We start from the raw sequence: 21,633 nt of genomic DNA, 5'->3' as shown, positions 1-21,633 counted from the left end.
GTCAGCCCGGGATGAACGGGAACACGATCTTCAGCAGCCCCTTCAGGCCACCCTCGGCCGTGCTGGCGATGGCCTTGGCGCCCAGGCTGTTGAGCGCGTTGCGTGCATCCTGCCAGCGCAGCTTGCTGACATCCTTCTTCAGCAGGTCGGCCACTTCCTCGGCCGTGGGCGTCAGCTTCTTCAGCTCGGCCGTCACTGCGGCGGGATCGGGTTGCAGGTAACCCCAGCGTTCGGCGATCGACAGCAGCGTGTCGAAGCGCACGGCCACCACTTCGCGATTGCGCTCGTAGACGGGCAGTGCACCCACGTCAAGGATCGCCTGCTCGAACTGCTGATGGTCGTCGGGGTGTTCGATGCGCACGGCCAGGAAGCCGTCCTTGCGGCTGCGTTCGCTGACATGCTTGGCGCCGGCGCGCAGGTTGGCTTCGGTCAGCACCGTGGCGACGATGCGCTGCAGGGCGTCGTCGCGTTCTTCCGGCACCAGTGCGCGCCAGCGTGCGTAACCGTCGCGACGCAGCGCTTTCACCTTGGCGGGGGTGACGCGCAACTTGCCGGCGACGGTGAAGTTGGATTCCTCGCGGCCGACAGCGCCGTCGCGTTCCAGCAGCACGAAGATCAGCAACTCCAGGTCGCGCTTGGTCAGCGACTGGAAACCCTGCAGCAGGGTCAGGCGCAGGAACTCGTTGCCGAAGGCGGCAGGGTCCTTGAGTTCGATCGGCAGCATGGCGGGTCTCCTTGTCTGGGAGGCATCTTGCCACGGCGGCATGTCAGGGGCTGAGACCCCCGGTGCGCTGCGTCACAGGCCGGTTTCGCGCCCCGGATGTTCCGCGCGGAACGCCTCGATGGCGCCCCGGTCCTGCAGGGTGACGAAGACCGTGCGTCCGTCCGGTCCGCCGAAGGCGACGTTGGTGGGCTTCCGCCCTTTCAGTGCGACTTCGCGAAGCAGCTCGCCCTGCGGCGACACGATGGCGACGGTACCGGCGCCGTAACGGGCGATGTACAGGTTGCCCTTCACGTCGGTGCGCATACCGTCCAGCCCGTGGTCGACGAAGGCGATGAGCAGGCGCTTGCGGGATATCGCGCCGCTACCGTCCAGATCGTACGCCCACACGCGCCGCTGCACGCTTTCGTTGACATACAGCACGTCTCCCTTGGGGCTGACTTCCACGCCATTCGTGGTGCCCATGCCTGTTTCCAGCAGGGTCGGTGCACCGTACGGCAATACCCGCCATAGCTGGCCTGTGCCCGTGCTCCAGTCCGGATCGCTGGCATAGAACATGCCGTTGGGCGCGAACGCGATGTCGTTGGGCTGGTGGGCACCGGGCAGGGTGGCGAACACGCCGATGGTGCGGTCGCGGGGATCGATGCGCAGGATCCGGTGGGCGGTGTAGTCGGCCACGTACATGAAGCCATCCGCGTCGAAGCGGATGCCGTTGCCGGTGCTGCCCTCGGGCAGCGTCAGGAACAGGGCCGCGTCGGCTGCACCGCTGGCATCGAACGTCACCCGCCCGATGGTGCCATCCTGGCCGAAACTCACCGCGTACAGCGCGCCATCGTGACCGAAGGCAGGGCCTTCGATGCCGGCGCTGAAGACACCCTCACCCACGACGTCGCGCGCAATGTAAAGGGCGTCGGCTCCGGGTCGCGCGGCCTCATCCGTGTGGCTGCAGCCCGCCAGTCCCGCGGCCAGGGCAAGCGCGCAGAGCTTCCTCATTGCGTGCAACGTCATCCGTATCCCTCGGGTGGTGCGAAACCTTTCTCCCCGGCTCAGCCGGGCGTGGCGAACACCGTGATCTCTTCGCGGTCGTGGTAGAGCTGTCGCGCGCGGACTTCCAGCGACCTGCCGGCCTGTTCCGCGAACAGGTCCAGGCAGAGTTTCGTCTCGTCCCAGCGCTTCTTCATCGGCAGCTTGAGGTTGAACACCGCATGCCTGCACCAGCCTTCATGGAACCACAGCGCCATGCGCTCGGCCACGCGTCGCGGCTGTTCGACCATGTCGCAGACCATCCAGTCCAGCGGCTGCGAAGGCTTCCAGTGGAAGCCATCGGCGCGCAGGTGCTCCACCAGGCCGGTGTCCAGCACATGCTGGCGCAGCGGGCCATTGTCCACGCTGGTCACGCGCAGATGATGGCGCGTGAGCACCCAGGTCCATCCACCCGGCGCCGCCCCCAGGTCCGCGGCGGTCATGCCGGGCTTGAGCAGCGCGGCGCGTTGATCCGCATCGAGCAGGGTCAGGATGGCCTCGTCCAGCTTCAACGCCGAACGCGACGGCGCATCCGGCAAAAGCTTCAGGCGGGGAATGCCCAGCGGCCACGGCGAGCTGTCGCGCACCTGGCTGGCGCCGAGGAATAGATGGTCCCCCTGCACGAACACCACGTGCAGCCTGGGCAGCCGCGCATCTTCTTTTTCCGTCAGGAAGCCGGCCTTGCGCAACGCCGGCCGCAACGCATTGGCGAAGCTGCGCGCCAGCCCGGCAAGCGGCTTGGAGGCGTCGGAGTCGGGATGCTCCACCCACAGGTCGCCGAAACGGCCGGCCCCCGACAGGGCGTCGAGGATGGGGCTGATGCGGTCCTTCGGGTTGATGCCGCGCAGTTCGCCCAGCAGGCGGAGCTTCTGTCGCGCGAAGATCAGGTCATGCCACGACAGTGTGCGGTCCAGCGCCTCGCCGTCATCGCAGGCGAACACCACGTAGCCGTCGTTGCGCTGCGCGCGCGCATAGCCGGCGAATCCCAGCATGGCCGCGCGTTCGCTGAGTTCCGCGGCGAGTTCGGGCTCGAAGCCCTGGCGGCAGTAGGCGAGTAATCCGGTCATGAAGCGGGCCCCTGGTGTTGTCGTGCAGGCGCGACGTGCGTCGCGTCGCGCAATACTTGCACACCGAAGGCGTGCCTGTGGGCCGTGGATGGATTACGGTCGCGACTCACGTCGCTCCCACAGAGGGAAGCGTCAATACCTGTCTCCGCCCATGTCGCCATAGTGCTTCAGCACGGCACGTGCATCGTCCCGGCAGATGTCGCGGACCACGGCGATGCCGCGCCTGTTCAACTCGCCCACCCAGTCGGCGGGCAGCGGACCTTCATCGAATTCGGTCAGTTCCATCACGTCCTCGGCCCGCGCACCGATCAGCAACCGGTTGATGCCGGCCCAGACGGTGGCGCCGTAGCACTGGCAACACGGCTGCGATGACGTAGCCAGCGTGATGGGCGCGATGCGCTCGTTGAGGCGCGGCGTCTGCAGGCGCTGCTGCGCGAGCATGTAGGCCATGTTCTCGGCGTGCGCCAGCGAGCACGTGTGGGGCATCACGCGGTTCACGCCCACGGCGATGACGCGATGATCGGGGCCGAACACCACCGCGCCGAACGGGCCGCCGGTGTCGGCGTCCACGTTGTGGCGCGACAGCGCGATGGCCAGCGAGACTTTCGCCTCGTCGCTTTCATGCACGGCCGCCAGGTCGACGACATCGTGCGTCCAGGTCGGCAGGGTCAGGTGGATCTGTTGGTAGAGCATCACTGCACGGGAAGTGGGGAAGGGGAGTCGGCTTCGCAACGCCCGCTGACGCACTGGCAGGCACTGACGTCGCTGAAGCCGCAGACGCTGGCCATGCCGCTGGCAGCGCACTGCGCGCGCACGCCCTGCGGATCGGTCGGACTGTTGCGGTTGACGCAGGCCGGCATCGCGCCGCAGCAGTTGCCCACGTCCTTCACCGCGCAGTCGGCCTTGCTGCGGCAGCTGTAGTCCACGGTAACGGCGGGTGCGGCTTCGCGTGCCGGGTAGGGCGAGCTCATCGGCTTGGGCGGCGTGGTTTCCGCTGTCGGCGGTGTTGCGGTGTCGGACGATCCATTCGACGACGCAGGCGCCGCGCAGGCGGCCAGCAGCGACAGCAGGCAGCCAAGGACCAGCGATGACAGCAGGGTGGAACGGCGCATGGCGAACTCCTTCTCGATCTCGATGGTGGAACCCACAGCCTGCGACGCCCCGCTTCAACAGCCGGTGAAGCCGCCGTGTCAGCCCCGGGTAGCCCAGGTGTCGCGCAGGGTCACGCTGCGATTGAACACCGGGCGCTCCGGCGTGTGGTCGTAGCGGTCGGTGACGAAGTAACCCGTGCGCTCGAACTGGAACGACTGCTCGGGCGCGGCGCTCGCCGCCGACGGCTCGACATAGCCGGTCACCGTGCGGCGCGATTCGGGGTTCATGTAGTCGCGATAGGTCTTGCCCTCCGACTCGTCGTCCGGATTGGCGACGGTGAACAGGCGGTCATACAGGCGGATCTCGGCAGCCAACGCGTGCTTCGCGCTGACCCAGTGGATGGTGCCCTTGATCTTGCGCTCGGCACCGGCCATGCCGGGGCGTGACTCGGGGTCCAGCCAGCCGCGCAGTTCGACGATCTCGCCGGCGTCGTTCTTGACCACTTCATCGCAGCGCACTATGCCCGCGCCGCGCAGGCGCACTTCGCCGCCTGTGGTCAGGCGCTTGAAGCCCTTCGGCGGCACTTCCTCGAAATCCTCGCGCTCGATCCACAGCTCGCGCGAGAACGGCACGCTGCGCTGGCCGAAGGATTCGTCCTTCGGGTGGTTGGAGAACGTCAGCGTCTCCTCGTGGCCTTCCGGCAGGTTCGCCAGCACCAGCTTCACCGGATCGATCACGCCCATCCGGCGCGGCGCGGCGGCGTCCAGGTCTTCGCGCAGCGCGCCTTCCAGGATGGAGATGTCCAGCAGCGAGTTCTGCTTGCTGATGCCCACGCGGTCCACCATCAGGCGCAGCGCGGCCGGCGTGTAGCCGCGACGGCGGATGCCCTGCAGCGTCGGCATGCGCGGGTCGTCCCAGCCGTCGACCAGATTGTCTTCCACCATCGCGAGCAGCTTGCGCTTGCTCATCACCAGGTAGTTGAAGTTCAGGCGCGAGAACTCGATCTGGCGCGGCTTGCTGGCTTCCTTCGGCAGGCCCTTGGCCAGCAGCGGCGCGATCAGGTCCGGCGAGCCGGCCAGGTCCACCTTGTCCACGCACCAGTCGTACAGCGGGCGGTGGTCTTCGAATTCCAGCGTGCACAGCGAATGGGTGATGCCTTCCACCGCGTCGCTCAGCGAGTGCGCGTAGTCGTACATCGGGTAGATCGGCCAGTCGTTGCCGGTGTTCTGGTGTTCGACGTGCTTGATGCGGTACAGCGCCGGGTCGCGCAGGTTGATGTTGCCGCTGGCCATGTCGATCTTCGCGCGCAGCGTGCGCGCACCGTCCGGGAACTCGCCCGCGCGCATGCGCCGGAACAGGTCCAGGTTCTCCTCGACGCTGCGGTCGCGGTAGGGCGAGTTGCGGCCGGGTTCGGTCAGCGTGCCGCGGTACGCGCGCACTTCATCCGCGCTCAGGTCGCAGACGAAGGCATCGCCCTGGCGGATCAGCTTCTCGCCGGCCAGGTACAGCACCTCGAAGTAGTCCGAGGCATGGCGCAGGTCGTGCCAGTCGAAGCCCAGCCAGCGCACGTCGTCCTGGATGGCGCGGACGTACTCGGGGTCTTCCTTGGCCGGGTTGGTGTCGTCCAGGCGCAGGTTGCACACCCCACCGAACTCGCCGGCGATGCCGAAGTCCAGGCAGATCGCCTTGGCGTGGCCGATGTGCAGGTAGCCGTTGGGCTCCGGCGGGAAGCGCGTCTTCACCGTGGTGTGGCGGCCGCTGGCCAGGTCCTCGCGCACGATCTGGCGGATGAAGTCCCGCTTTTCCGGGGCGGCATCGTCAGACAGGGGAGCGGAAGGGGCAGCGGTATCGGACATCGGGGCGGGAGGCGTGGAAAAACGCCAGTTTAGCCGGTCTGGCGGCCAGGCTGGTCTATCCTGAACATCTTCTCCTGCGCGCGAACCACCCCATGAGCCGCCCCGTCCTCGTCATCGGCAACAAGAACTACTCGTCCTGGTCACTGCGTCCCTGGCTGCTGCTACGGCATTTCGGCGTGGCGTTCGACGAGATCCGGCTGCTGCTGGACACCGATGCCTTCAGCACGGAGGTGCGGCAGTACTCGCCGACCGGGAAGGTCCCGGCCCTGCGTGACGGTGATCTGGCGATCTGGGATTCGCTGGCGATCTGCGAGTACGCCAACGAGCGCTGGCTGGGCGGACGCGGCTGGCCCACGGACCTGCGCGCCCGCGCGATGGCCCGGACGGCCGCGGCCGAGATGCACTCCGGCTTCGCCGCCCTGCGGGGCCAGCTGCCCATGAACAGCCGTCGCCGGCCCGATGCCTACCGCTGGGACGCCGACGCCCAGAGCGACATCGACCGTGTCCAGGCGTTGTGGAACCAGCTCCGCGGCGAGTTCGGTGGCGGTGACGGCTTCCTGTTCGGGGAATTCGGCATCGTCGACGCGATGTTCGCCCCGGTGGCGATCCGCTTCGACGGCTACGGCGTGGCGCTGGATGCCGTCAGCCGCGAGTACGTGCAGGCATTGTTCGCGCTGCCGGCGATGCAGGAATGGCGGGCGGCCGGCGCGGCGGAGACCGAAAGCGTGCCGGGCACCGAGAAGTTCCGCCAGCCCGTGTAAATCCACCCCGGTGTAGCCTGCGGGCAAAAGGAGACTCCCATGCGCGTTGCCTACCTGGCCGACAACCTCTTCGATGCCCATCTGGTGAAACACGCCCTGGAGGATGCCGGCCTGCCTGCGTTCGTGTTCGGCGAGTCGCTGCTGGGCGGCATGGGCGAGCTGCCGCTGTTCGGCGTGCTGCGGGTGTGTGTACCGGACGCTGCGTTCCCTGAAGCATGCGATATCGTGCAGTCGATGGGGCTGGAATCCACGACCGATGGCCCCATCTTGGAAGGCGACGGCGAGGGCCTGGGCATCCAGCCCGCCTGATCGCCGCATCCCCCGACCGAACGAGGTTCGCCATGCTGGGAATTGGTGCTTACAAGCAGCGCATGCCGCGCGCGGAAGACATGCTGCCGGGTCGCAGCACGCCGCTGCCATTGCGCAACGTGCATTTCGTCAACGGCCACCCCTTGCAGGGCGAGTTCGCCGGGTTGCAGCAGGTCGAGTTCGGCCTGGGCTGCTTCTGGGGTGCGGAGCGCAAGTTCTGGTCGTTGCCGGGCGTGTTCACCACGGCGGTGGGTTATGCCGGGGGCGGCACGCCGAACGCGACCTATGAGGAAGTGTGTTCCGGCCAGACCGGGCACAACGAAGTCGTGCGCGTGGTGTACGACCCGGCGCAGGTCTCGTTCGAACAACTGCTGCAGGTGTTCTGGGAGAGCCATGACCCCACGCAGGGCATGCGCCAGGGCAATGACGTGGGCACCCAGTACCGGTCCGGCATTTATTGCCACACGCCGGAGCAGCAGGCGGCCGCCGAGACCAGCCTGCGGGCCTACCAGCAGCAGCTGCGCGCCGCCGGTTATGGCGAGATCACCACCGAGGTGGTGTATCCGGCGCCGCCGTTCTACTACGCCGAGGACTACCACCAGCAATACCTGGCGAAGAATCCGAACGGTTATTGCGGACTGGGCGGCACCGGCGTCAGCTGCCCGATCGGGCTGGAGGCCTGAAGGCGCCCGCTACAGGCGCGTGATGCCGCAGACGTAGACCACTTCGCAGGCACCGCCGCCGGTATCCGTACGGCTGGTGGAACTGCGCCAGCGCCAGCCATCGGCGGCCTTGGCCTCCACCAGCCAGCCGTCGATGCGCACGCGCTCGCCCTTGCGCACGCTGTCCAGCGCTTCGGCCACGGCCGTATTGCCCGGGATCATGTGCATGTTGGCGCTGCTGCGTGCGATTTCGCCCGGTTCCAGCGGTGGCTGGTCGCTCCAGCGATAGTGGTACCAGCGGGACGACTGGCTGATCTCCAGCGCGCCGATCACCGCGTCTTCGGACATGCGCTGCCAGCCCAATGCCAGGTCGGTCGGTGACAGGTCCGATTCGCGTCCGCTGGAATAGTCTTCGCGTGACAGCACGCGCGCGTCCACGCTGAAACCGGCGAGCGGCGTCAGCGTGGCGGCCTGCAGCGCGAACGGCGACAGTTCATCCGGCGCATCGGTCTGCAGCGGTGCATCGCCCGCGGCGACGCGGGGTGGCAGCGGGCACGCCAACGTCAGGTCGCCGGCGGCCGCCGGCGCCTGCGGGCCTGCCCGGTGGTCGGAGAACCACCAGCCGGCAACGCAGACGAGTATTCCCAGCACCAGCAACGTGCGCAGACTCATCCCTGTCTCCCGTGCCAGGTCAGGCGGTGGCGCCGGCCAGTTTCTGTGCGATGGTCCTGCGCAGTTCCACCAGGTCCTTCGCGAAGATCTCGATGCCCGTGGCCAGCTTTTCCTTCGCCATCGGGTCCGCTTCGATCGCGGCCGCGAAACTTTCGGCGGTAACCGGCGCCGCCGTGACCGGCCGCACCTGCGCGGGGACCAGCTTGCGCGGCAGGTCGCCGTGGTCCTGGTCCAGTTTTTCCAGCAGGTCCGGCGAAATGGTCAGGCGGTCGCAGCCCGCCAATGCTTCGATCTGAGCGGTGGAGCGGAAGGAAGCACCCATCACTACCGTTGCCGCACCGCGACGCTTGAACTCGTCGTAGACGCCGCGCACGAACACCACGCCCGGATCCTCGTCGATGCTGGCCGGCGTCTGGCCATTGGCCACGTACCAGTCGAGGATGCGGCCCACGAAGGGCGAGATCAGGAACGCGCCCGCTTCGGCGCAGGCGATGGCCTGGGTGGGATTGAAGATCAGCGTGAGGTTGCAGTCGATGCCTTCGGCCTGCAGCGCGCGCGCGGCTTCCACGCCTTCCCAGGTGGAGGCGACCTTGATCAGGATGCGGTCGCGGCCGATGCCCTGTTCGGCGTACATCTGCACGAACTTGCGCGCCTTGGCGACGGTGGCGGCGGTGTCATAGGCGAGGTCGGCATCCACTTCGGTGGAGACACGGCCGGGGATCAGACCCGACAGCTTGGCGCCCACGCCGATGGTCAGGCGGTCGACGACGTCGTTGACCAGCGCATCGCCACCCCCCTGCTCACGGGCCCACGCCAGCTGTTCTTCGATCAGCTCGGCATAGACCGGCAGGTCCAGGGCCTTCTTCACCAGCGTGGGATTGGTGGTGCAGTCCACGGGCTTGAGGCGCTTGATGGCGTCGTAGTCGCCGGTGTCGGCAACGACGACGGAGAGTTCGCGGAGCTGCTGGAGTTTGCTGGGGGCGGCGGAGTTCATGCGGTGGCTCGGTGGGGCAGGAGGCGGGGGTGACAAGTATGCCCTGTCCCTCCATGCGAGGGTTCGTGGCGGGTGGCCGGAATTGGCTTTGTTTTGGCATGGTGCTGCTCACCGTGGGGGCGGCCTCGATAGCCATCTTCCCGCAGTTCAAGCCCCTCTCCCTGCGGCAACCGAAGGGAGTCCCTGCGGGAGAAAGGGGTTGGGGTGAGGGGCAACGAAGTCCGCCGCGCGCGTGGCCCTTGGAGCGCGTCCATCGGGCGCGCGGTTGTTACACGTTTCTTGGCCTGACGGGAGGGTTGTCGCATACGCAGGCATGGCGCGCTCGCCGCGGGGCCCTACTTTTCTTTGCTTGTGCAAAGAAAAGTAGGCAAAAGAAAGCACACCCCGGCGGTCCGCCCGCCGCAAAGCGGCGGGTTCGCAGTCCCGGCGGGAATTTTCGTAAGGGCCATCCTGGCCCATACGAAAACGGCGCACGTCCTGTGCGCCGCCCCGTTGGGGTTTTACCCGCCGTGACTGCCGGACCTCAGGGGCCCCGAAGCTGCATCGGACACATCCGTAGCCAGCTCTCTGCCGTTGCTGTCGCCGTTGCTTTTGGGCCCCCTTGAGGCACGGCGAGTGGGTCGGGTAAAACCCGAAGGGCGCCGCCCTGGATGGGCGGCGTTTTCGTATGGCACAGGGATGTGCCTTACGAAAATTCCCGGCCCGCTCGCGGACCCGGAGTGCGTAGCGCGGAGGGCGTGCCGCCTGGGGTGTGTTTCTTTGCTTACTTTCTTTGCACAAGCAAAGAAAGTAAGGCCCCCGCGGCGAGCGGCGCCATCCACACGTGCCGACGGCAAAGCGCCGCATGCCATCCCAGCAAACGTATCGCTGGATACATCGTTCTGGGAGCCGAAAGCCGCGTTCCGAGCACGAAAAAAATCAGCGATGCAGGTCGCCGCTGGCTTCCGGCTGGTAGCTGATCGCCGTCACGCGCAGTCGCAGCGGGCGATTGCCGGGCGCATGCCAGTCGATGGTCTGTCCGATCGAAAGCCCCAGCAGCGCACTGCCCACCGGCGCCAGAACGGAAACCCGGCCGGTCTCGACGTTCGCTTCGTGCGGATACACCAGGGTAATGCGATGGTGTTCGCCGGTGAGCTCGTCCTCGCATTCCACCCGCGAGTGCATCGTCACCACGTTGTCCGGCATGTCGTCCGGCGCGCGCACGTCGGCGCGGTTCAGTTCTTCCAGCAACGCGAGCGCGGCGGGGTGGCGGCGCAGCACGGGTGAATCAAGCAAGGCTTCCAGCCGGGACAGGTCGCGGCTGGAAACGGTCAGCGAGGGCGGGAGGCCGCTGGTGCGGGTGTTGTTCATGACGGATTCCTGTGGTTTTCGGGGGCGCAGAAAAGGAAACGGGCGACGCGTTGCCGCGCCGCCCATCAGGTTCCTGTTTGCGTGCCTACCGTAGCCCGGACGCGTGCCCGATTCAAGCCGCGCGCGGGCGCGCGCGGACGGGTGCGGGTGGGTGGACGGGGCTGTTGCCATCAGGCTGGAACAGCGACGGTGGCAGGTCGCGGAATACCTTGGCCAGTTCCATCAGGAACTCGCTCATCGCCGAACTCTTGCGCCACACCATGGCGATCTGGCGACTGGGGTGCGAGTCGCTGAAACCCAGCAGGTGGATGTTGTCCGAACGGGCGACCGGCGGCTTCACCGCCAACGTGGGAAGCAGCGTAATGCCGACATCCGCCGCCACCATCTGCCGCAGCGTTTCCAGGCTGGTGGCGCGGAACTCGGATTTCTCGTTGGCGCCCGACAGCCGGCAGACATCCAGTGCCTGCTCGCGCAGGCAGTGACCGTCCTCCAGCAGCAACAGCCTGTGTTCCGAAAGTTCGGCCAGCGTAAGGGTGTCGCGACTCGCCAGCGGGTGCGATCCTGGCACGGCCAGCAGGAAGGGCTCTTCGAACAGGAACTCGGCATGCAACTGGTCATCGGTCACCGGCAACGCGAGCAGGCCGGCATCCAGCTTGCCTTCGCGCAGGCGCGCCAGCAGCACATCGCTCTTTTCCTCGACCAGCAGCAGTTCCAGATGCGGGAAGCGCGTGCGCAGCCGCGGCACCACATGCGGCAACAGATACGGGCCCAGCGTGGGAAACATGCCCAGCCGCACCGTTCCGGCTTCCGGATCCTGGCTGCGGCGTGCGGCCTCCTTCATCTGTTCCACTTCCGCCACGATGCGGCGGGCGCGGTCGGCGGCGTCGCGGCCGGCGGGCGTCAGCATCACCTTGCGCGGTGCGCGTTCGACCAGCGGCACCCCCAGCTCGTCTTCCAGCTTCTTGATCTGGGTGGAAAGCGTCGGCTGGCTGACGAAGCATGCCGCGGCAGCCCGCCCGAAGTGCTTGTGATCGGCCAGCGATACCAGGTACTTCAGGTCACGGAGATTCATCGGACGCCTCCCTCGGAAAACCGCTGTGCTTACCACGCCGCGCGGACCGGGTGCGGCCCGCGCGGTGCATCATGCCGCGACGGCGTCGGGGGTTTCCACCGGGGCGGAGGTGCGGATCAGGTGGTCGAACGCACTCAGGGCCGCCTTGGAGCCTTCGCCCATCGCGATGACGATCTGCTTGTAGGGCACGGTGGTGGCATCGCCGGCGGCGAACACCCCAGGCAGCGACGTGCGGCCATGCGCGTCCACTTCGATCTCGCCCCGCGGCGACAACGCCACGCTGCCCTTCAGCCATTCCGTGTTCGGCAGCAGGCCGATCTGCACGAAAATGCCTTCCAGCTCGACGCGGTGGGTGTCGCCGCCGGCGCGGTCCTTGTAGACCAGACCGGTGACCTTGGTGCCATCGCCCAGCACTTCCGTCGTCTGCGCGCTGGTGACGACGCGCACGTTCGGCAGGCTGCGCAGCTTGCGCTGCAGCACATCGTCGGCGCGCAGCTTGCCATCGAACTCGATCAGCGTGACCTGCGCCACGATGCCGGCCAGATCGATGGCTGCTTCCACGCCGGAGTTGCCGCCGCCGATCACCGCCACGCGCTTGCCCTTGAACAGCGGTCCGTCGCAGTGCGGGCAGTAGGCCACGCCCTTGTTGCGGTACTCGTTCTCGCCGGGCACGTTCATCTGCCGCCAGCGGGCGCCGGTGGAGAGGATCACCGTTTTCGACTTCAACGAGGCGCCGTTGGCCAGCTGCACTTCGACAAAATCCTTGCCCGGGACCAGCTTCTCGGCGCGCTGCAGGTTCATCACGTCGACCTGGTAGTCGCGCACGTGCTGTTCCAGCGCAGCGGCCAGCTTCGGGCCTTCGGTGTAGGGCACGGAGATGAAGTTCTCGATGGCCATGGTGTCCAGCACCTGGCCGCCGAAACGCTCCGCCGCCACGCCGGTGCGGATGCCCTTGCGCGCAGCGTAGATCGCCGCAGCGGCGCCTGCGGGGCCACCGCCGATCACCAGGACGTCATAGGGCGCCTTCGCCTTGATCTTCTCCGCTTCGCGCGTGGCGGAGCCGGTGTCCAGCTTGGCGACGATTTCCTCCACGCCCATGCGGCCCGCGCCGAAGACCTCGCCATTGAGGAAGATCGTCGGCACCGACATCACCTGGCGCGCTTCGACTTCCGACTGGAACAGCGCACCGTCGATGGCGACGTGGGAGATGTTGGGGTTCAGCACCGCCATCAGGTTCAGCGCCTGCACGACATCCGGGCAGTTCTGGCAGGACAGCGAAAAATAGGTTTCGAACGCGTAACGGCCTTCCAGCGAGCGGACCTGTTCGATCACGTCCTGCGCGGTCTTGGACGGGTGGCCACCCACCTGCAGCAGCGCCAGCACCAGCGAGGTGAACTCATGGCCCATCGGCAGGCCCGCGAAGCGCAGGTGGATGTCGTGGCCGGGCGAGGTCAGCGCGAACGAGGGGGTGCGTTCATCGCCACCGCGCTGCTCGACGACGCTGATCTTGTCGGACACCTCGGCCAGGTCCTTCAGCAACGACTGCAGGTCGGCCGAGCCGGGGCTGTCATCCAGGTGGGCGGTGATCTGGATCGGGCGCACGGCCTTTTCCATATAGGCCTTCAGCTGGGTCTTGAGGTTGGCATCCAACATGGCGTACTCCGTGAAAGGCGAAGAGGGGGAGAGGCGGGAGGTGCTTGCAGGAGCGGCCTGGGCCGGGGAGAGAGGGTGCCGGCGGGGGAGGGGAGCCGGTGGCGGCACAGGCCGCTGCTGCAAGCATCCTGATGTGTCCGTCCCGGGCGCATGGCGCCCGGGAGGAGGGTTGTTGCGTGCCATGCTTCCGCGGCGCGGAAGCAGGCAGGTGAAGCGACGGGCTTAGATCTTGCCGACCAGGTCCAGCGACGGGGCGATCGTCTGCGCGCCTTCCTTCCACTTGGCCGGGCAGACCTGGCCGGGGTTGGCGGCGGTGAACTGCGCGGCCTTCAGCTTGCGCAGGGTTTCAGACACGTCGCGGGCGATCTCGTTGCTGTGGATCTCGGCGGTCTTGATGACGCCTTCCGGGTTGATGACGAAGGTGCCGCGCAGGGCCAGGCCTTCTTCTTCGATGTGCACGCCGAAGGCGCGGGTCAGCTGGTGGGTCGGGTCGCCGACCAGCGGGAACTGGGCCTTGCCCACCGCCGGGGAGGTTTCGTGCCACACCTTGTGCGAGAAGTGCGTGTCGGTGGTGACGATGTAGACCTCGGCGCCGGCCTTCTGGAACTCGGCGTAGTTGGCGGCGGCATCTTCCACTTCGGTCGGGCAGTTGAAGGTGAAGGCGGCCGGCATGAAGATCAGGACGGACCACTTGCCCTTGAGGGTGCCATCGCTGACTTCGACGAACTCGCCGTTATGGAACGCGGTGGTCTTGAACGGCTGGACCGGGGTGTTGATCAGGGACATCGGGAATCCTCGTGTGGAGTGGGATGGGTGTGGTGAAGCAATGGCGCCATGGTAGGCAGCGACTATTGATTCTTCAAATCGATTAAAAAAATTAAATCAATAGTTACTGGCTATTATACGAACATGGGAGCGTCGCTGATGGACGCTTCGCCGCCCACGGGAGGGATGGGGGCGGGTTGGTCGATGTGCAACCCCATGATTTACATGAATTTAGTCAGTTCTCGTCTGAGGTTGCATGGGAGGGCCCTCTCCGTCGAACCCCACCTCGGTGGCAGGCGATGGGGTTGACCAGGGGATGAGTCAGGCATTGACGCTGCGTACCAGGACTCCCCGCGATTGAGCACCATGATGGTGCACTGCCGCGAACAGGCACGGGTGCCGGCTACCATGTCGGCGATGAGCACCGATCCTTCCCCCTCCCGTCTCGACCTGGCCCTGCGCCGGGCGGCCGAACGCCTGCCGGGCCCGGAGGCACGCCACGAGGCGGAATGCCTGTTGCTGCACGTGCTCGGGCGCGATCGCGCATGGCTGTTCGCGCATGGCACCGATCCACTGCCGCAGGAAGCCGCGCCGGCCTTCGAGGCGCTGCTCCAGCGCCGCGAAGCGGGGGAGCCGGTGGCCTATCTGGTGGGGCGCCGCGGCTTCTGGACGCTGGACCTGCAGGTGACGCCGGCCACGCTGATCCCGCGGCCGGAAACCGAACGCCTGGTGGAACTGGCGCTGGAGCGACTGCCGTCCGGCTCGCCACTGGCCATCGCGGACCTGGGTACCGGCAGCGGCGCCATCGCGCTGGCGTTGGCCAGCGAGCGCCCGCTTGCCCGCGTGGTCGCCACCGACCTGAGCGGGGACGCGTTGCAGGTTGCGCGTGGCAACGCCAGCGCACACGGACTGGGCCATGTCGAATTCCGGCAGGGCAACTGGCTGGCGCCGCTGGCGGATGAGCGCTTCCACCTGATCGCCAGCAATCCCCCGTACATCGCGGCGGCCGATCCGCACCTGCAGCAGGGCGACCTGCGCTTCGAACCGGCGACCGCGTTGGCATCGGGGGACGACGGACTGGATGACATCCGGCTGATCATTGCGCAGGCACCAAGCCATCTGCATCGCGGCGGCTGGCTGCTGCTCGAACACGGGTGGGACCAGGGGGATGCGGTGCGGGTGCTGATGGAGCAGGCGGGTTTCACCAACGTGGCGACGGCCCACGACCTGGAGCGGCGCGATCGCGTCTCGATGGGGCGTTGGCCCTAGGCCGCCGGTGCCCAGCGGCTAAACTAGGCGTCTTTCGCCAACGAGGCCTGCCATGCGCACGCTGTATCCCGATATCGAACCGTTCGACAGTGGCACGCTCAAGGTCGACGACCGCCACACGCTGCACTACGAACAGTGCGGCAATCCGGACGGCAAGCCGGTGGTCATCCTGCATGGCGGCCCCGGTGCCGGGTGCAGCCCGAAGATGCGCCGCTTCCATGACCCGGCCAAGTACCGCATCGTGCTGTTCGACCAGCGCGGCTCTGGTCGCTCCACCCCGCATGCCGACCTGGTGGACAACACCACCTGGGACCTCGTGGCCGACATCGAGAAGCTGCGCGAAACCCTGGGCATCGAGCGCTGGCAGGTGTTCGGTGGCAGCTGGGGTTCGACGCTGGCGCTGGCCTATGCCGAGACGCATCCGCAGCGCGTCACCGAACTGGTGCTGCGCGGCATCTTCATGCTGCGGCGCTGGGAACTGGAATGGTTCTACCAGGAAGGCGCCAGCCGCCTGTTTCCGGATGCGTGGGAGCACTACATCGCCGCCATTCCGCCCGTCGAACGCCATGATCTGATTTCCGCGTTCCACCGGCGCCTGACGTCCGACAACGTGGACGCCAGGCTGGCCGCGGCGCGTGCGTGGAGCGTGTGGGAAGGCGCCACCAGCTTCCTGCACGTGGACGAGGATTTCGTCAGCGGCCACGAGGATGCCGAGTTCGCGCTCGCGTTCGCGCGCATCGAGAACCACTACTTCGTCAACGGCGGCTTCTTCGAAGACGAGAACCAGCTGCTGCGCGATGCCGGCCGCATCGCCGACATCCCGGGCGTCATCGTGCATGGTCGCTACGACGTGGTCTGCCCGGTGGCCAATGCCTGGGAGCTGCACAAGGCCTGGCCTAAAGCGAAGCTTGAGATCACGCCAGCCTCGGGGCATTCGGCCTTCGAGCTGGAAAACATCGACGCGCTGGTGCGCGCGACCGACGCGTTTGCCTGAGGCGTGCACATCGCTGCATCCTCCTAGCCGTTGTTTCCGTAGTCCTGTTTCCCACCCCGACCGGAGAGCACGATGGACAGTGAACGCAAGCAGGCAGGCGAGTTCGACCAGCGCGTGCTCGATCTTTACGACGACTACGTGCACGGCCGCATCGACCGGCGCGGGTTTCTGTCCAGCGCGGCCGCGTTCGCGGTAGGCGGCACCACGGCGGCCGCCCTGCTCGGCACGCTGACGCCCCAGTATGCCTTCGCCGCGCAGGTGGCCGCGGATGATCCGCGCATCAGTACGGTCTATCGCATGTTTCCGTCGCCCCAAGGACATGGTGAAGGCCGCGGCCTGCTGGCGATGCCGAAAGGTATCGGCAGCTTTCCCGCGGTGCTGGTCATCCACGAGAACCGCGGGCTCAACCCTTACATCGAAGACGTCGCGCGCCGGTTGGCGGTGGCGGGTTTCATCGCCTTCGCGCCGGACGCGCTTTTCCCGGTGGGTGGCTACCCTGGCAACGACGACGATGGGCGCACACTGCAGGCCAAGCTGGACCGGGCGAAAGTGGTGTCGGATTTCGAGTCTGCGGCGCGCTTCGCCCATGACCTGCCGCGCACGAACGGGAAGCTGGGCGTGGTGGGCTTCTGTTTCGGCGGCCTGCTGACCAATCTGCTGGCGTCGCGGTTGCCCGACCTGGTGGATGCCGGCGTGCCGTACTACGGTGGCCAGCCCACCGCGGAAGAGGCCGCGCGCATCAAGGCGCCGCTGTTGTTGCAGTTCGCCGGGCTGGACACGCGCGTCAACGAGGGCTGGCCCGCTTACGAGCAGGCCCTCAAGCAGGCGGGTGTGCCCTACACCGCGCACGTCTATCCCGACGTGAACCATGGGTTCCACAACGACACCACGCCGCGCTACGACCAGGCCGCGGCCGAACTGTCCTGGCAGCGCACGCTCGCATTCTTCCGCCAGCACCTGACCTAGCTGCCCAAGACCCGCACGCAGCCGGGTCGTGCAACCGCGGCGTGTTTGCCAGCGTGGTCCGGTCGCGCCGTGATGCCGCGAATAACTCCGTTGAGCGAAGCCAACGGAGTGAAACAGGGATGGAAGCTGAAAGGGCGTCCGGCGCACAGCCCCGCATCGGACTGGAGGATGTCGACCTGCCGCGCCTGGGGATGGCGGCGATGCGCATCATCGGCGCCATCGAGCAGGGCGACACCGGCGTGCTGTGGCAGGCCGCGTCGCGGCTGGTCAAGGAGACGACGGAACGCGATGTCTTCGTTTCCCGGTTGCTCGATGGCCGCAGGTCGCTGGGGCGGGGCATCGGCCGGCGTTGGACCGCTGTCCGCGTGGACCGGTCCCGCGACGGCGGGCCGCTGCCCTCCGGTACCTACGGAGCGCTGGAATTCTCGGTGTCCCTGGGGGGCCCGGCTATCCCCTTCCGCGAGATCGTCTCGCTGCGCCGGGAAGACGATGGCGTGTGGCGGCTGGCCGGCTACCACGCCGTGCGCGAGGCGTGATGCGCCCTTAGCCGCGTGGCGTGCCGTCCAGGTTGTGGTCGATCATCCACAGGCCGGCCCACAGCTTCGCATCCAGCTCATAGCCTTCGTTGATCTTCTGCACCAGCCAGGCGGCCGCCTGCGCGCGTGGTACTTCGTGGACGGTGATGTCCTCATCGCCGTCGCCACCACCGTCGCCCACCCTGGTCAGGCCGGTGGCGCGGACGAACGCGATCTTCTCGCTGCTGCTGCCGGATGACGTGGGGCCGATCATCAGCACTTCGGCGTGGTCCGCGGTCCAGCCCGTTTCCTCTTCCAGTTCACGCACGGCGGAGACTTCGATGGATTCGCCGGCATGGATGTCACCGACCAGGCCAGCGGGCATCTCGATGGTGCGGGCCTGCAACGGCACCCGGAACTGCTCGACGAACACCACGTTGTCGTCCGGCGTCACCGCGATGATGATCGCCGCCAGCCCGCCCGTATGCGCGCGCTCGACGTATTCCCAGGTGCCGCGCACCACCATGCGCTGGTATTTGCCTTGCCAGACCACGGTGGGGGGATGTGTGCGGGCGTCATTCATCGGGCGCGTCCTTCTTCGCTGCGGGGCATGTCCTGTAACTACCTTATACGTCGAATAAACAGTACGCATTGTGAGACCAATATTGCAGGGGGCAAGTACCCCCTGCCATCCAGCGATTGGCAGCGGATTCGGGCTGTCCTTGGGGAATCATGTTTCTGCGTTTCTGGCGATCTTCCTGGTTGGCCCCGTTGGGCGCACGTCTGACTCCACTTGTCCAGCTGGTGGCGCATACGTCGGTGTCCGGAGACGTGGAATACGTGGCTGACGGCGATGACCCGCAGTTCCGCGTCGATCCCGACAAGGGAATCCAGGCGTTGACGCCGGGCTGGCACATGATGGAGGTCGAGTTCGCGGTTATCGAAGGTGCCATCCAGCGGCCCTGTCTGTATCCGGATTATGGCGGTGGCTGCAGTGAAGCCAACCGCATCCCGCTTCCCCAGCCCGACGCCAGAGGGCGGATCCGTGGCCTGGTCCTTGTCAGCCGCCCATTGCGGGCGCTTCGCTTCGATCCCTCCATTCGCCCCGCGAGATTTCAGATCGGAACCCTGGTGTTCCGGCGCATTACCCGCGCGCGCGCGCTGTGGACCCTGTTTCGCGGACCTGAAAAGGCGCGAGGCGATGAGCGTCGTGGGTGGATCGGGTTCGTCACCCGCGTGGGCATGTTCGTGAAGCAGGTTCCGCGAGAGGGACTGAGTGCCACGGTCGACGCACTTGTCCAGCACTACTACGGAGCTTCGCGCCATGCGGCCGGTGGTTACCTGCACTGGCTTGAAAATTTTGACCCTCTGCGCGCTTCTGGGATGGAGCGTGCGCAAAGACAATCGGGAAGCTGCGCGGAAGGGGCCCTGATCTCGGTGGTGCTTCCCGTCTACAACACGCCGCTGCCATTGCTGCGGCGCTGCATCGACAGTGTGCGTGAGCAGACGTACGCGAACTGGGAGCTATGCATTGCGGACGATGCATCATCCGATCCAGCGGTTGAGGCGTGCCTGCGCGCCTATGCGCACGCTGACGCACGTATCAAGCTGGTCTTCAGGGACAATAACGGTCATATCAGTGAGGCGACGAACAGTGCGTTGGCCATCGCCGGCGGAAGTCATGTCGCATTCCTGGACCACGACGATGAGCTGAGTCCGGACGCTTTGCACCAAGTGGTGCTGGCGTTGGCCGAGCATCCACAGGCCAGGCTGCTCTACAGCGATGAAGACAAGATCGATGCGGCGGGCCGACGGTTCGATCCGCATTTCAAGCCGGGCTGGAATCCGGAACTTCTCCGCTCCCAGAACTATATATGCCACCTGATGGTGGTGGAGGCCGGTCTCCTGGCGCAGGTGGGGATGTTGCGCAAGGGCTTCGAAGGCTCCCAGGACCATGACTTGGCTCTCCGGTGCACCGAGGTGCTGTTGCCCGGGCAGATCTGCCATATCCCCAAAGTGCTTTACCACTGGCGCGCGACGGAAGGCTCCACCGCACTCGGAGGGGAGCAGAAGAGCTACGCCTCGGCGGCCGGACAGCGCGCAGTGAGCGAGCACCTGCAGCGCATCCGGCGCCACGGCATCGTGGAAATCGTTTCTTCCGGATGCTACCGGACGCGACTGATGCTGCCCGCCCCGGCCCCCAAGGTCAGCCTCATTATTCCTACAAGGGATCGTGCTGACCTGCTCTCCCTCTGCGTAAGCAGCGTGCTGCAGAAGACGGACTATCCCGACTTCGAGGTCGTGGTGGTGGACAACGGTAGCCTGGACCCCGATGCGTGCATGTTGCTGGACAAGTTGCGCCAGACGCCTCGTGTCCACGTGCTGGACTATCCGATTCCATTCAACTTTTCCGCAATCATCAACCAAGGCGTGCGACATGCCGCCGGTGACGTCCTGTGTCTGTTGAACAACGATACCGAGGTCATCAACCCGTCATGGCTCGAGGAGCTGGTGGCTCGCGCGAGTCAGCGCGATGCCGGCGCCGTAGGTGCGATGCTGTACTACCCGGACGATACCATCCAGCACGCGGGCGTCATCCTCGGGCTGGGTGGCGTCGCAGGCCACATCTATACCCGCATGGGGCGTGGTGCGCCCGGTTATATGGCACGGGCCTGGGTGGCACAGAATATGAGTGCCGTGACCGCCGCCTGCCTTGCCGTCAGGAAAGAGGTGTTCGAGGAGGTGGGTGGTTTGGACGAAGCCCTCCCTGTTGCGTTCAACGACATCGACTTCTGCCTGCGGCTGCTTCAGGCGGGCTACCGCAATGTCTGGACCCCGTACGCTGAGCTCTACCATCACGAGTCGGCAAGTCGCGGCAGCGAGGACTCGCCCGAAAAGCAGGCACGCTTTGCCGCTGAAGTACATGCCATGAAGTGGCGCTGGGGTGACGTCCTGCACGATGACCCGGCCTACAACCCGAATCTCACGCTGGACCAGGGCGACTATGGTCTCGCCTTTCCGCCGCGCACATCCAGGCTGCGTGTCGCGGGAACTCCTGCCAGAAATTTCAGTTCCAGGTAGTCACACAATGACGCTTCTTTTCCGACATCTCGCTGAAAGCTTCCGCAAACCCGATCACTGGCTTTATGCGAGTTGGCTTGACGTGATCACCAAGTATCGCAAGAACGCGCTGGGGCTTTTCTGGATATTCTTTCCGCCGATCGTGTACATCTGGGGACTGGGTCTGTTTTTCCGCGCGATCCGTGGTGGGATCACGACGGATGACGCCGGTTTCCTCGCGCACATGGGCTTCGGCTTCATCGTATTCCGTCTGATGTCGACGACCATCATGGACGTGGGCAGCAGCTTCTCCGCCTATCTGCCCTACATCCATGAAGGCCATTCCCGCCTGACCGACTATGTTCTTCGGCCGCTTGCGCGCTCGGTGATCTACTTCCTCTTCGCCGTCCCCCTGCTGGCGATCGTTCTGGTGGGCGATGCGCCAGTGTTGGCATCCGGGGTCCTATGGGCACTGCTCGGCTTGATCGCGATGCTGGTCAATCTTTTCTTCTACGGTACGCTGCTGGCTTTCATCGGCGCCCGCTTCCCTGACGTCAATCAGTTCTTCAGTAACGTCATGCTGGCGTTGTTCCTTATCACGCCAATTGTCTGGTTCGCCAAGGATGCGCCGGTCGGCACCGTGCATGGCATGCTGATGCGTGGCAACCCGTTCCATCATCTGTTGGCGGTCGTGCGCGCCCCGGTGTTGGGCGAGTCCATCGAGCCCATGACTTACACCTACGTGGGTGTAATGACGCTTGTAGGTTTTGTGTTGGCGTCCGTGGTCTACGGGCGACTGGCCAAACGCATGCCGGCATGGCTGTGAGGGAGG

General features: G+C 66.2%; 22 protein-coding genes. 9 read left to right on the top strand and 13 right to left on the bottom strand.

Annotation, left to right across the window (positions count from 1 at the left end; genetic code table 11):
• Position 1 precedes the first annotated feature (1 nt).
• The 6 genes from OVA13_RS09425 to OVA13_RS09400 all read right to left on the bottom strand — a co-directional run bounded on the left by OVA13_RS09425 (position 2) and on the right by OVA13_RS09400 (position 5,759).
• Positions 2 to 724: a hypothetical protein gene (locus tag OVA13_RS09425; protein WP_267790240.1), complete on the bottom strand. Its 723-nt coding sequence runs from the start codon at positions 722 to 724 to the stop codon at positions 2 to 4.
• Between the two features lie 72 nt (positions 725 to 796).
• The gene (locus tag OVA13_RS09420; RefSeq protein WP_267790239.1) at positions 797 to 1,714 is read right to left on the bottom strand and encodes an SMP-30/gluconolactonase/LRE family protein; all 918 of its coding nucleotides are present in this window, start codon (positions 1,712 to 1,714) and stop codon (positions 797 to 799) included.
• Between the two features lie 53 nt (positions 1,715 to 1,767).
• A complete protein-coding gene (rlmM, locus tag OVA13_RS09415) occupies positions 1,768 to 2,811 on the bottom strand; it encodes a 23S rRNA (cytidine(2498)-2'-O)-methyltransferase RlmM (RefSeq protein ID WP_267790238.1) in 1,044 nt (347 codons plus the stop codon).
• A gap of 132 nt (positions 2,812 to 2,943) precedes the next feature.
• Complete coding sequence (locus OVA13_RS09410; protein WP_267790237.1) at positions 2,944 to 3,504, bottom strand: nucleoside deaminase; 561 nt, start codon at positions 3,502 to 3,504, stop codon at positions 2,944 to 2,946.
• Complete coding sequence (locus tag OVA13_RS09405; protein ID WP_267790236.1) at positions 3,504 to 3,923, bottom strand: hypothetical protein; 420 nt, start codon at positions 3,921 to 3,923, stop codon at positions 3,504 to 3,506. The genes OVA13_RS09410 and OVA13_RS09405 overlap by 1 nt, the downstream gene beginning before the upstream one ends.
• A 78-nt stretch (positions 3,924 to 4,001) precedes the next feature.
• Entirely contained in the window at positions 4,002 to 5,759 is a 1,758-nt protein-coding gene (locus OVA13_RS09400; protein ID WP_267790235.1) for a glutamine--tRNA ligase/YqeY domain fusion protein, read from the bottom strand.
• A gap of 92 nt (positions 5,760 to 5,851) precedes the next feature.
• On the opposite strand from OVA13_RS09400, the gene OVA13_RS09395 reads away from it, so the two are divergent.
• Genes OVA13_RS09395 through msrA form a run of 3 tightly spaced genes read left to right on the top strand, consistent with a single transcriptional unit; the run spans position 5,852 to position 7,512 of the window.
• Positions 5,852 to 6,520, top strand: coding sequence for a glutathione S-transferase family protein (locus OVA13_RS09395; protein ID WP_267790234.1), 669 nt, complete (start codon positions 5,852 to 5,854; stop codon positions 6,518 to 6,520).
• A 39-nt stretch (positions 6,521 to 6,559) separates the two neighbouring features.
• Positions 6,560 to 6,829, top strand: coding sequence for a putative signal transducing protein (locus OVA13_RS09390; RefSeq protein WP_267790233.1), 270 nt, complete (start codon positions 6,560 to 6,562; stop codon positions 6,827 to 6,829).
• 32 nt (positions 6,830 to 6,861) lie between these two features.
• Positions 6,862 to 7,512, top strand: coding sequence for a peptide-methionine (S)-S-oxide reductase MsrA (gene msrA, locus OVA13_RS09385; protein ID WP_267790232.1), 651 nt, complete (start codon positions 6,862 to 6,864; stop codon positions 7,510 to 7,512).
• Between the two features lie 9 nt (positions 7,513 to 7,521).
• On the opposite strand, the gene OVA13_RS09380 is transcribed toward msrA, so the two are convergent.
• From OVA13_RS09380 to ahpC, 6 genes are all read right to left on the bottom strand, one after another.
• Positions 7,522 to 8,163 carry a hypothetical protein gene (locus OVA13_RS09380; RefSeq protein ID WP_267790231.1) on the bottom strand — a complete coding sequence of 214 codons (642 nt, stop codon included), beginning with the start codon at positions 8,161 to 8,163 and terminating at the stop codon, positions 7,522 to 7,524.
• A gap of 19 nt (positions 8,164 to 8,182) precedes the next feature.
• Entirely contained in the window at positions 8,183 to 9,157 is a 975-nt protein-coding gene (locus OVA13_RS09375; protein ID WP_267790230.1) for a transaldolase, read from the bottom strand.
• Positions 9,158 to 10,075: 918 nt separating this feature from the next.
• The gene (gene rnk / locus OVA13_RS09370) at positions 10,076 to 10,507 is read right to left on the bottom strand and encodes a nucleoside diphosphate kinase regulator (RefSeq protein ID WP_267790229.1); all 432 of its coding nucleotides are present in this window, start codon (positions 10,505 to 10,507) and stop codon (positions 10,076 to 10,078) included.
• A 112-nt stretch (positions 10,508 to 10,619) separates the two neighbouring features.
• On the bottom strand, positions 10,620 to 11,579 hold the full coding sequence (gene oxyR / locus OVA13_RS09365; protein ID WP_267790228.1) for a DNA-binding transcriptional regulator OxyR: 960 nt from the start codon (positions 11,577 to 11,579) through the stop codon (positions 10,620 to 10,622).
• A gap of 69 nt (positions 11,580 to 11,648) precedes the next feature.
• On the bottom strand, positions 11,649 to 13,232 hold the full coding sequence (gene ahpF / locus OVA13_RS09360) for an alkyl hydroperoxide reductase subunit F (RefSeq protein WP_267790227.1): 1,584 nt from the start codon (positions 13,230 to 13,232) through the stop codon (positions 11,649 to 11,651).
• 222 nt (positions 13,233 to 13,454) lie between these two features.
• Positions 13,455 to 14,018 (bottom strand): alkyl hydroperoxide reductase subunit C, encoded by a 564-nt coding sequence (ahpC, locus tag OVA13_RS09355; protein WP_267790226.1) that lies wholly within the window; start codon positions 14,016 to 14,018, stop codon positions 13,455 to 13,457.
• Between the two features lie 396 nt (positions 14,019 to 14,414).
• Here ahpC and prmC point away from each other — a divergent pair, with 396 nt between their 5' ends.
• The 4 genes from prmC to OVA13_RS09335 all read left to right on the top strand — a co-directional run bounded on the left by prmC (position 14,415) and on the right by OVA13_RS09335 (position 17,762).
• A complete protein-coding gene (gene prmC / locus OVA13_RS09350) occupies positions 14,415 to 15,266 on the top strand; it encodes a peptide chain release factor N(5)-glutamine methyltransferase (RefSeq protein ID WP_267793493.1) in 852 nt (283 codons plus the stop codon).
• Positions 15,267 to 15,318: 52 nt separating this feature from the next.
• On the top strand, positions 15,319 to 16,260 hold the full coding sequence (pip, locus tag OVA13_RS09345) for a prolyl aminopeptidase (protein WP_267790225.1): 942 nt from the start codon (positions 15,319 to 15,321) through the stop codon (positions 16,258 to 16,260).
• Between the two features lie 72 nt (positions 16,261 to 16,332).
• The gene (locus tag OVA13_RS09340; RefSeq protein WP_267790224.1) at positions 16,333 to 17,226 is read left to right on the top strand and encodes a dienelactone hydrolase family protein; all 894 of its coding nucleotides are present in this window, start codon (positions 16,333 to 16,335) and stop codon (positions 17,224 to 17,226) included.
• 119 nt (positions 17,227 to 17,345) lie between these two features.
• Entirely contained in the window at positions 17,346 to 17,762 is a 417-nt protein-coding gene (locus OVA13_RS09335) for a DUF4019 domain-containing protein (RefSeq protein WP_267790223.1), read from the top strand.
• Positions 17,763 to 17,769: 7 nt separating this feature from the next.
• Here OVA13_RS09335 and OVA13_RS09330 read toward each other — a convergent pair whose 3' ends face one another.
• Positions 17,770 to 18,324, bottom strand: coding sequence for an NUDIX hydrolase (locus OVA13_RS09330; protein ID WP_267790222.1), 555 nt, complete (start codon positions 18,322 to 18,324; stop codon positions 17,770 to 17,772).
• Positions 18,325 to 18,572: 248 nt separating this feature from the next.
• Between OVA13_RS09330 and OVA13_RS09325 the strand changes: the two genes are divergently transcribed.
• Entirely contained in the window at positions 18,573 to 20,822 is a 2,250-nt protein-coding gene (locus OVA13_RS09325) for a glycosyltransferase family 2 protein (protein WP_267790221.1), read from the top strand.
• Between the two features lie 7 nt (positions 20,823 to 20,829).
• Positions 20,830 to 21,627 carry an ABC transporter permease gene (locus tag OVA13_RS09320; RefSeq protein ID WP_267790220.1) on the top strand — a complete coding sequence of 266 codons (798 nt, stop codon included), beginning with the start codon at positions 20,830 to 20,832 and terminating at the stop codon, positions 21,625 to 21,627.
• Positions 21,628 to 21,633 lie beyond the last annotated feature (6 nt).

Origin of the sequence: Pseudoxanthomonas sp. SL93, from assembly GCF_026625825.1 — a bacterium.
GTDB lineage: Bacteria > Pseudomonadota > Gammaproteobacteria > Xanthomonadales > Xanthomonadaceae > Pseudoxanthomonas_A.
Note: the sequence above shows the minus strand (reverse complement) of the source record. Positions and strands in the feature narration are given on the sequence as shown.

What these genes read in the sequence shown, in the direction of transcription:
- OVA13_RS09425 (WP_267790240.1), bottom strand. Translation starts at nt 724, where the DNA reads ATGCTGCCGATCGAACTCAAGGACCCTGCCGCCTTCGGCAACGAGTTC.
- OVA13_RS09420 (WP_267790239.1), bottom strand. Translation starts at nt 1,714, where the DNA reads ATGAGGAAGCTCTGCGCGCTTGCCCTGGCCGCGGGACTGGCGGGCTGC.
- rlmM (WP_267790238.1), bottom strand. Translation starts at nt 2,811, where the DNA reads ATGACCGGATTACTCGCCTACTGCCGCCAGGGCTTCGAGCCCGAACTC.
- OVA13_RS09410 (WP_267790237.1), bottom strand. Translation starts at nt 3,504, where the DNA reads ATGCTCTACCAACAGATCCACCTGACCCTGCCGACCTGGACGCACGAT.
- OVA13_RS09405 (WP_267790236.1), bottom strand. Translation starts at nt 3,923, where the DNA reads ATGCGCCGTTCCACCCTGCTGTCATCGCTGGTCCTTGGCTGCCTGCTG.
- OVA13_RS09400 (WP_267790235.1), bottom strand. Translation starts at nt 5,759, where the DNA reads ATGTCCGATACCGCTGCCCCTTCCGCTCCCCTGTCTGACGATGCCGCC.
- OVA13_RS09395 (WP_267790234.1), top strand. Translation starts at nt 5,852, where the DNA reads ATGAGCCGCCCCGTCCTCGTCATCGGCAACAAGAACTACTCGTCCTGG.
- OVA13_RS09390 (WP_267790233.1), top strand. Translation starts at nt 6,560, where the DNA reads ATGCGCGTTGCCTACCTGGCCGACAACCTCTTCGATGCCCATCTGGTG.
- msrA (WP_267790232.1), top strand. Translation starts at nt 6,862, where the DNA reads ATGCTGGGAATTGGTGCTTACAAGCAGCGCATGCCGCGCGCGGAAGAC.
- OVA13_RS09380 (WP_267790231.1), bottom strand. Translation starts at nt 8,163, where the DNA reads ATGAGTCTGCGCACGTTGCTGGTGCTGGGAATACTCGTCTGCGTTGCC.
- OVA13_RS09375 (WP_267790230.1), bottom strand. Translation starts at nt 9,157, where the DNA reads ATGAACTCCGCCGCCCCCAGCAAACTCCAGCAGCTCCGCGAACTCTCC.
- rnk (WP_267790229.1), bottom strand. Translation starts at nt 10,507, where the DNA reads ATGAACAACACCCGCACCAGCGGCCTCCCGCCCTCGCTGACCGTTTCC.
- oxyR (WP_267790228.1), bottom strand. Translation starts at nt 11,579, where the DNA reads ATGAATCTCCGTGACCTGAAGTACCTGGTATCGCTGGCCGATCACAAG.
- ahpF (WP_267790227.1), bottom strand. Translation starts at nt 13,232, where the DNA reads ATGTTGGATGCCAACCTCAAGACCCAGCTGAAGGCCTATATGGAAAAG.
- ahpC (WP_267790226.1), bottom strand. Translation starts at nt 14,018, where the DNA reads ATGTCCCTGATCAACACCCCGGTCCAGCCGTTCAAGACCACCGCGTTC.
- prmC (WP_267793493.1), top strand. Translation starts at nt 14,415, where the DNA reads ATGAGCACCGATCCTTCCCCCTCCCGTCTCGACCTGGCCCTGCGCCGG.
- pip (WP_267790225.1), top strand. Translation starts at nt 15,319, where the DNA reads ATGCGCACGCTGTATCCCGATATCGAACCGTTCGACAGTGGCACGCTC.
- OVA13_RS09340 (WP_267790224.1), top strand. Translation starts at nt 16,333, where the DNA reads ATGGACAGTGAACGCAAGCAGGCAGGCGAGTTCGACCAGCGCGTGCTC.
- OVA13_RS09335 (WP_267790223.1), top strand. Translation starts at nt 17,346, where the DNA reads ATGGAAGCTGAAAGGGCGTCCGGCGCACAGCCCCGCATCGGACTGGAG.
- OVA13_RS09330 (WP_267790222.1), bottom strand. Translation starts at nt 18,324, where the DNA reads ATGAATGACGCCCGCACACATCCCCCCACCGTGGTCTGGCAAGGCAAA.
- OVA13_RS09320 (WP_267790220.1), top strand. Translation starts at nt 20,830, where the DNA reads ATGACGCTTCTTTTCCGACATCTCGCTGAAAGCTTCCGCAAACCCGAT.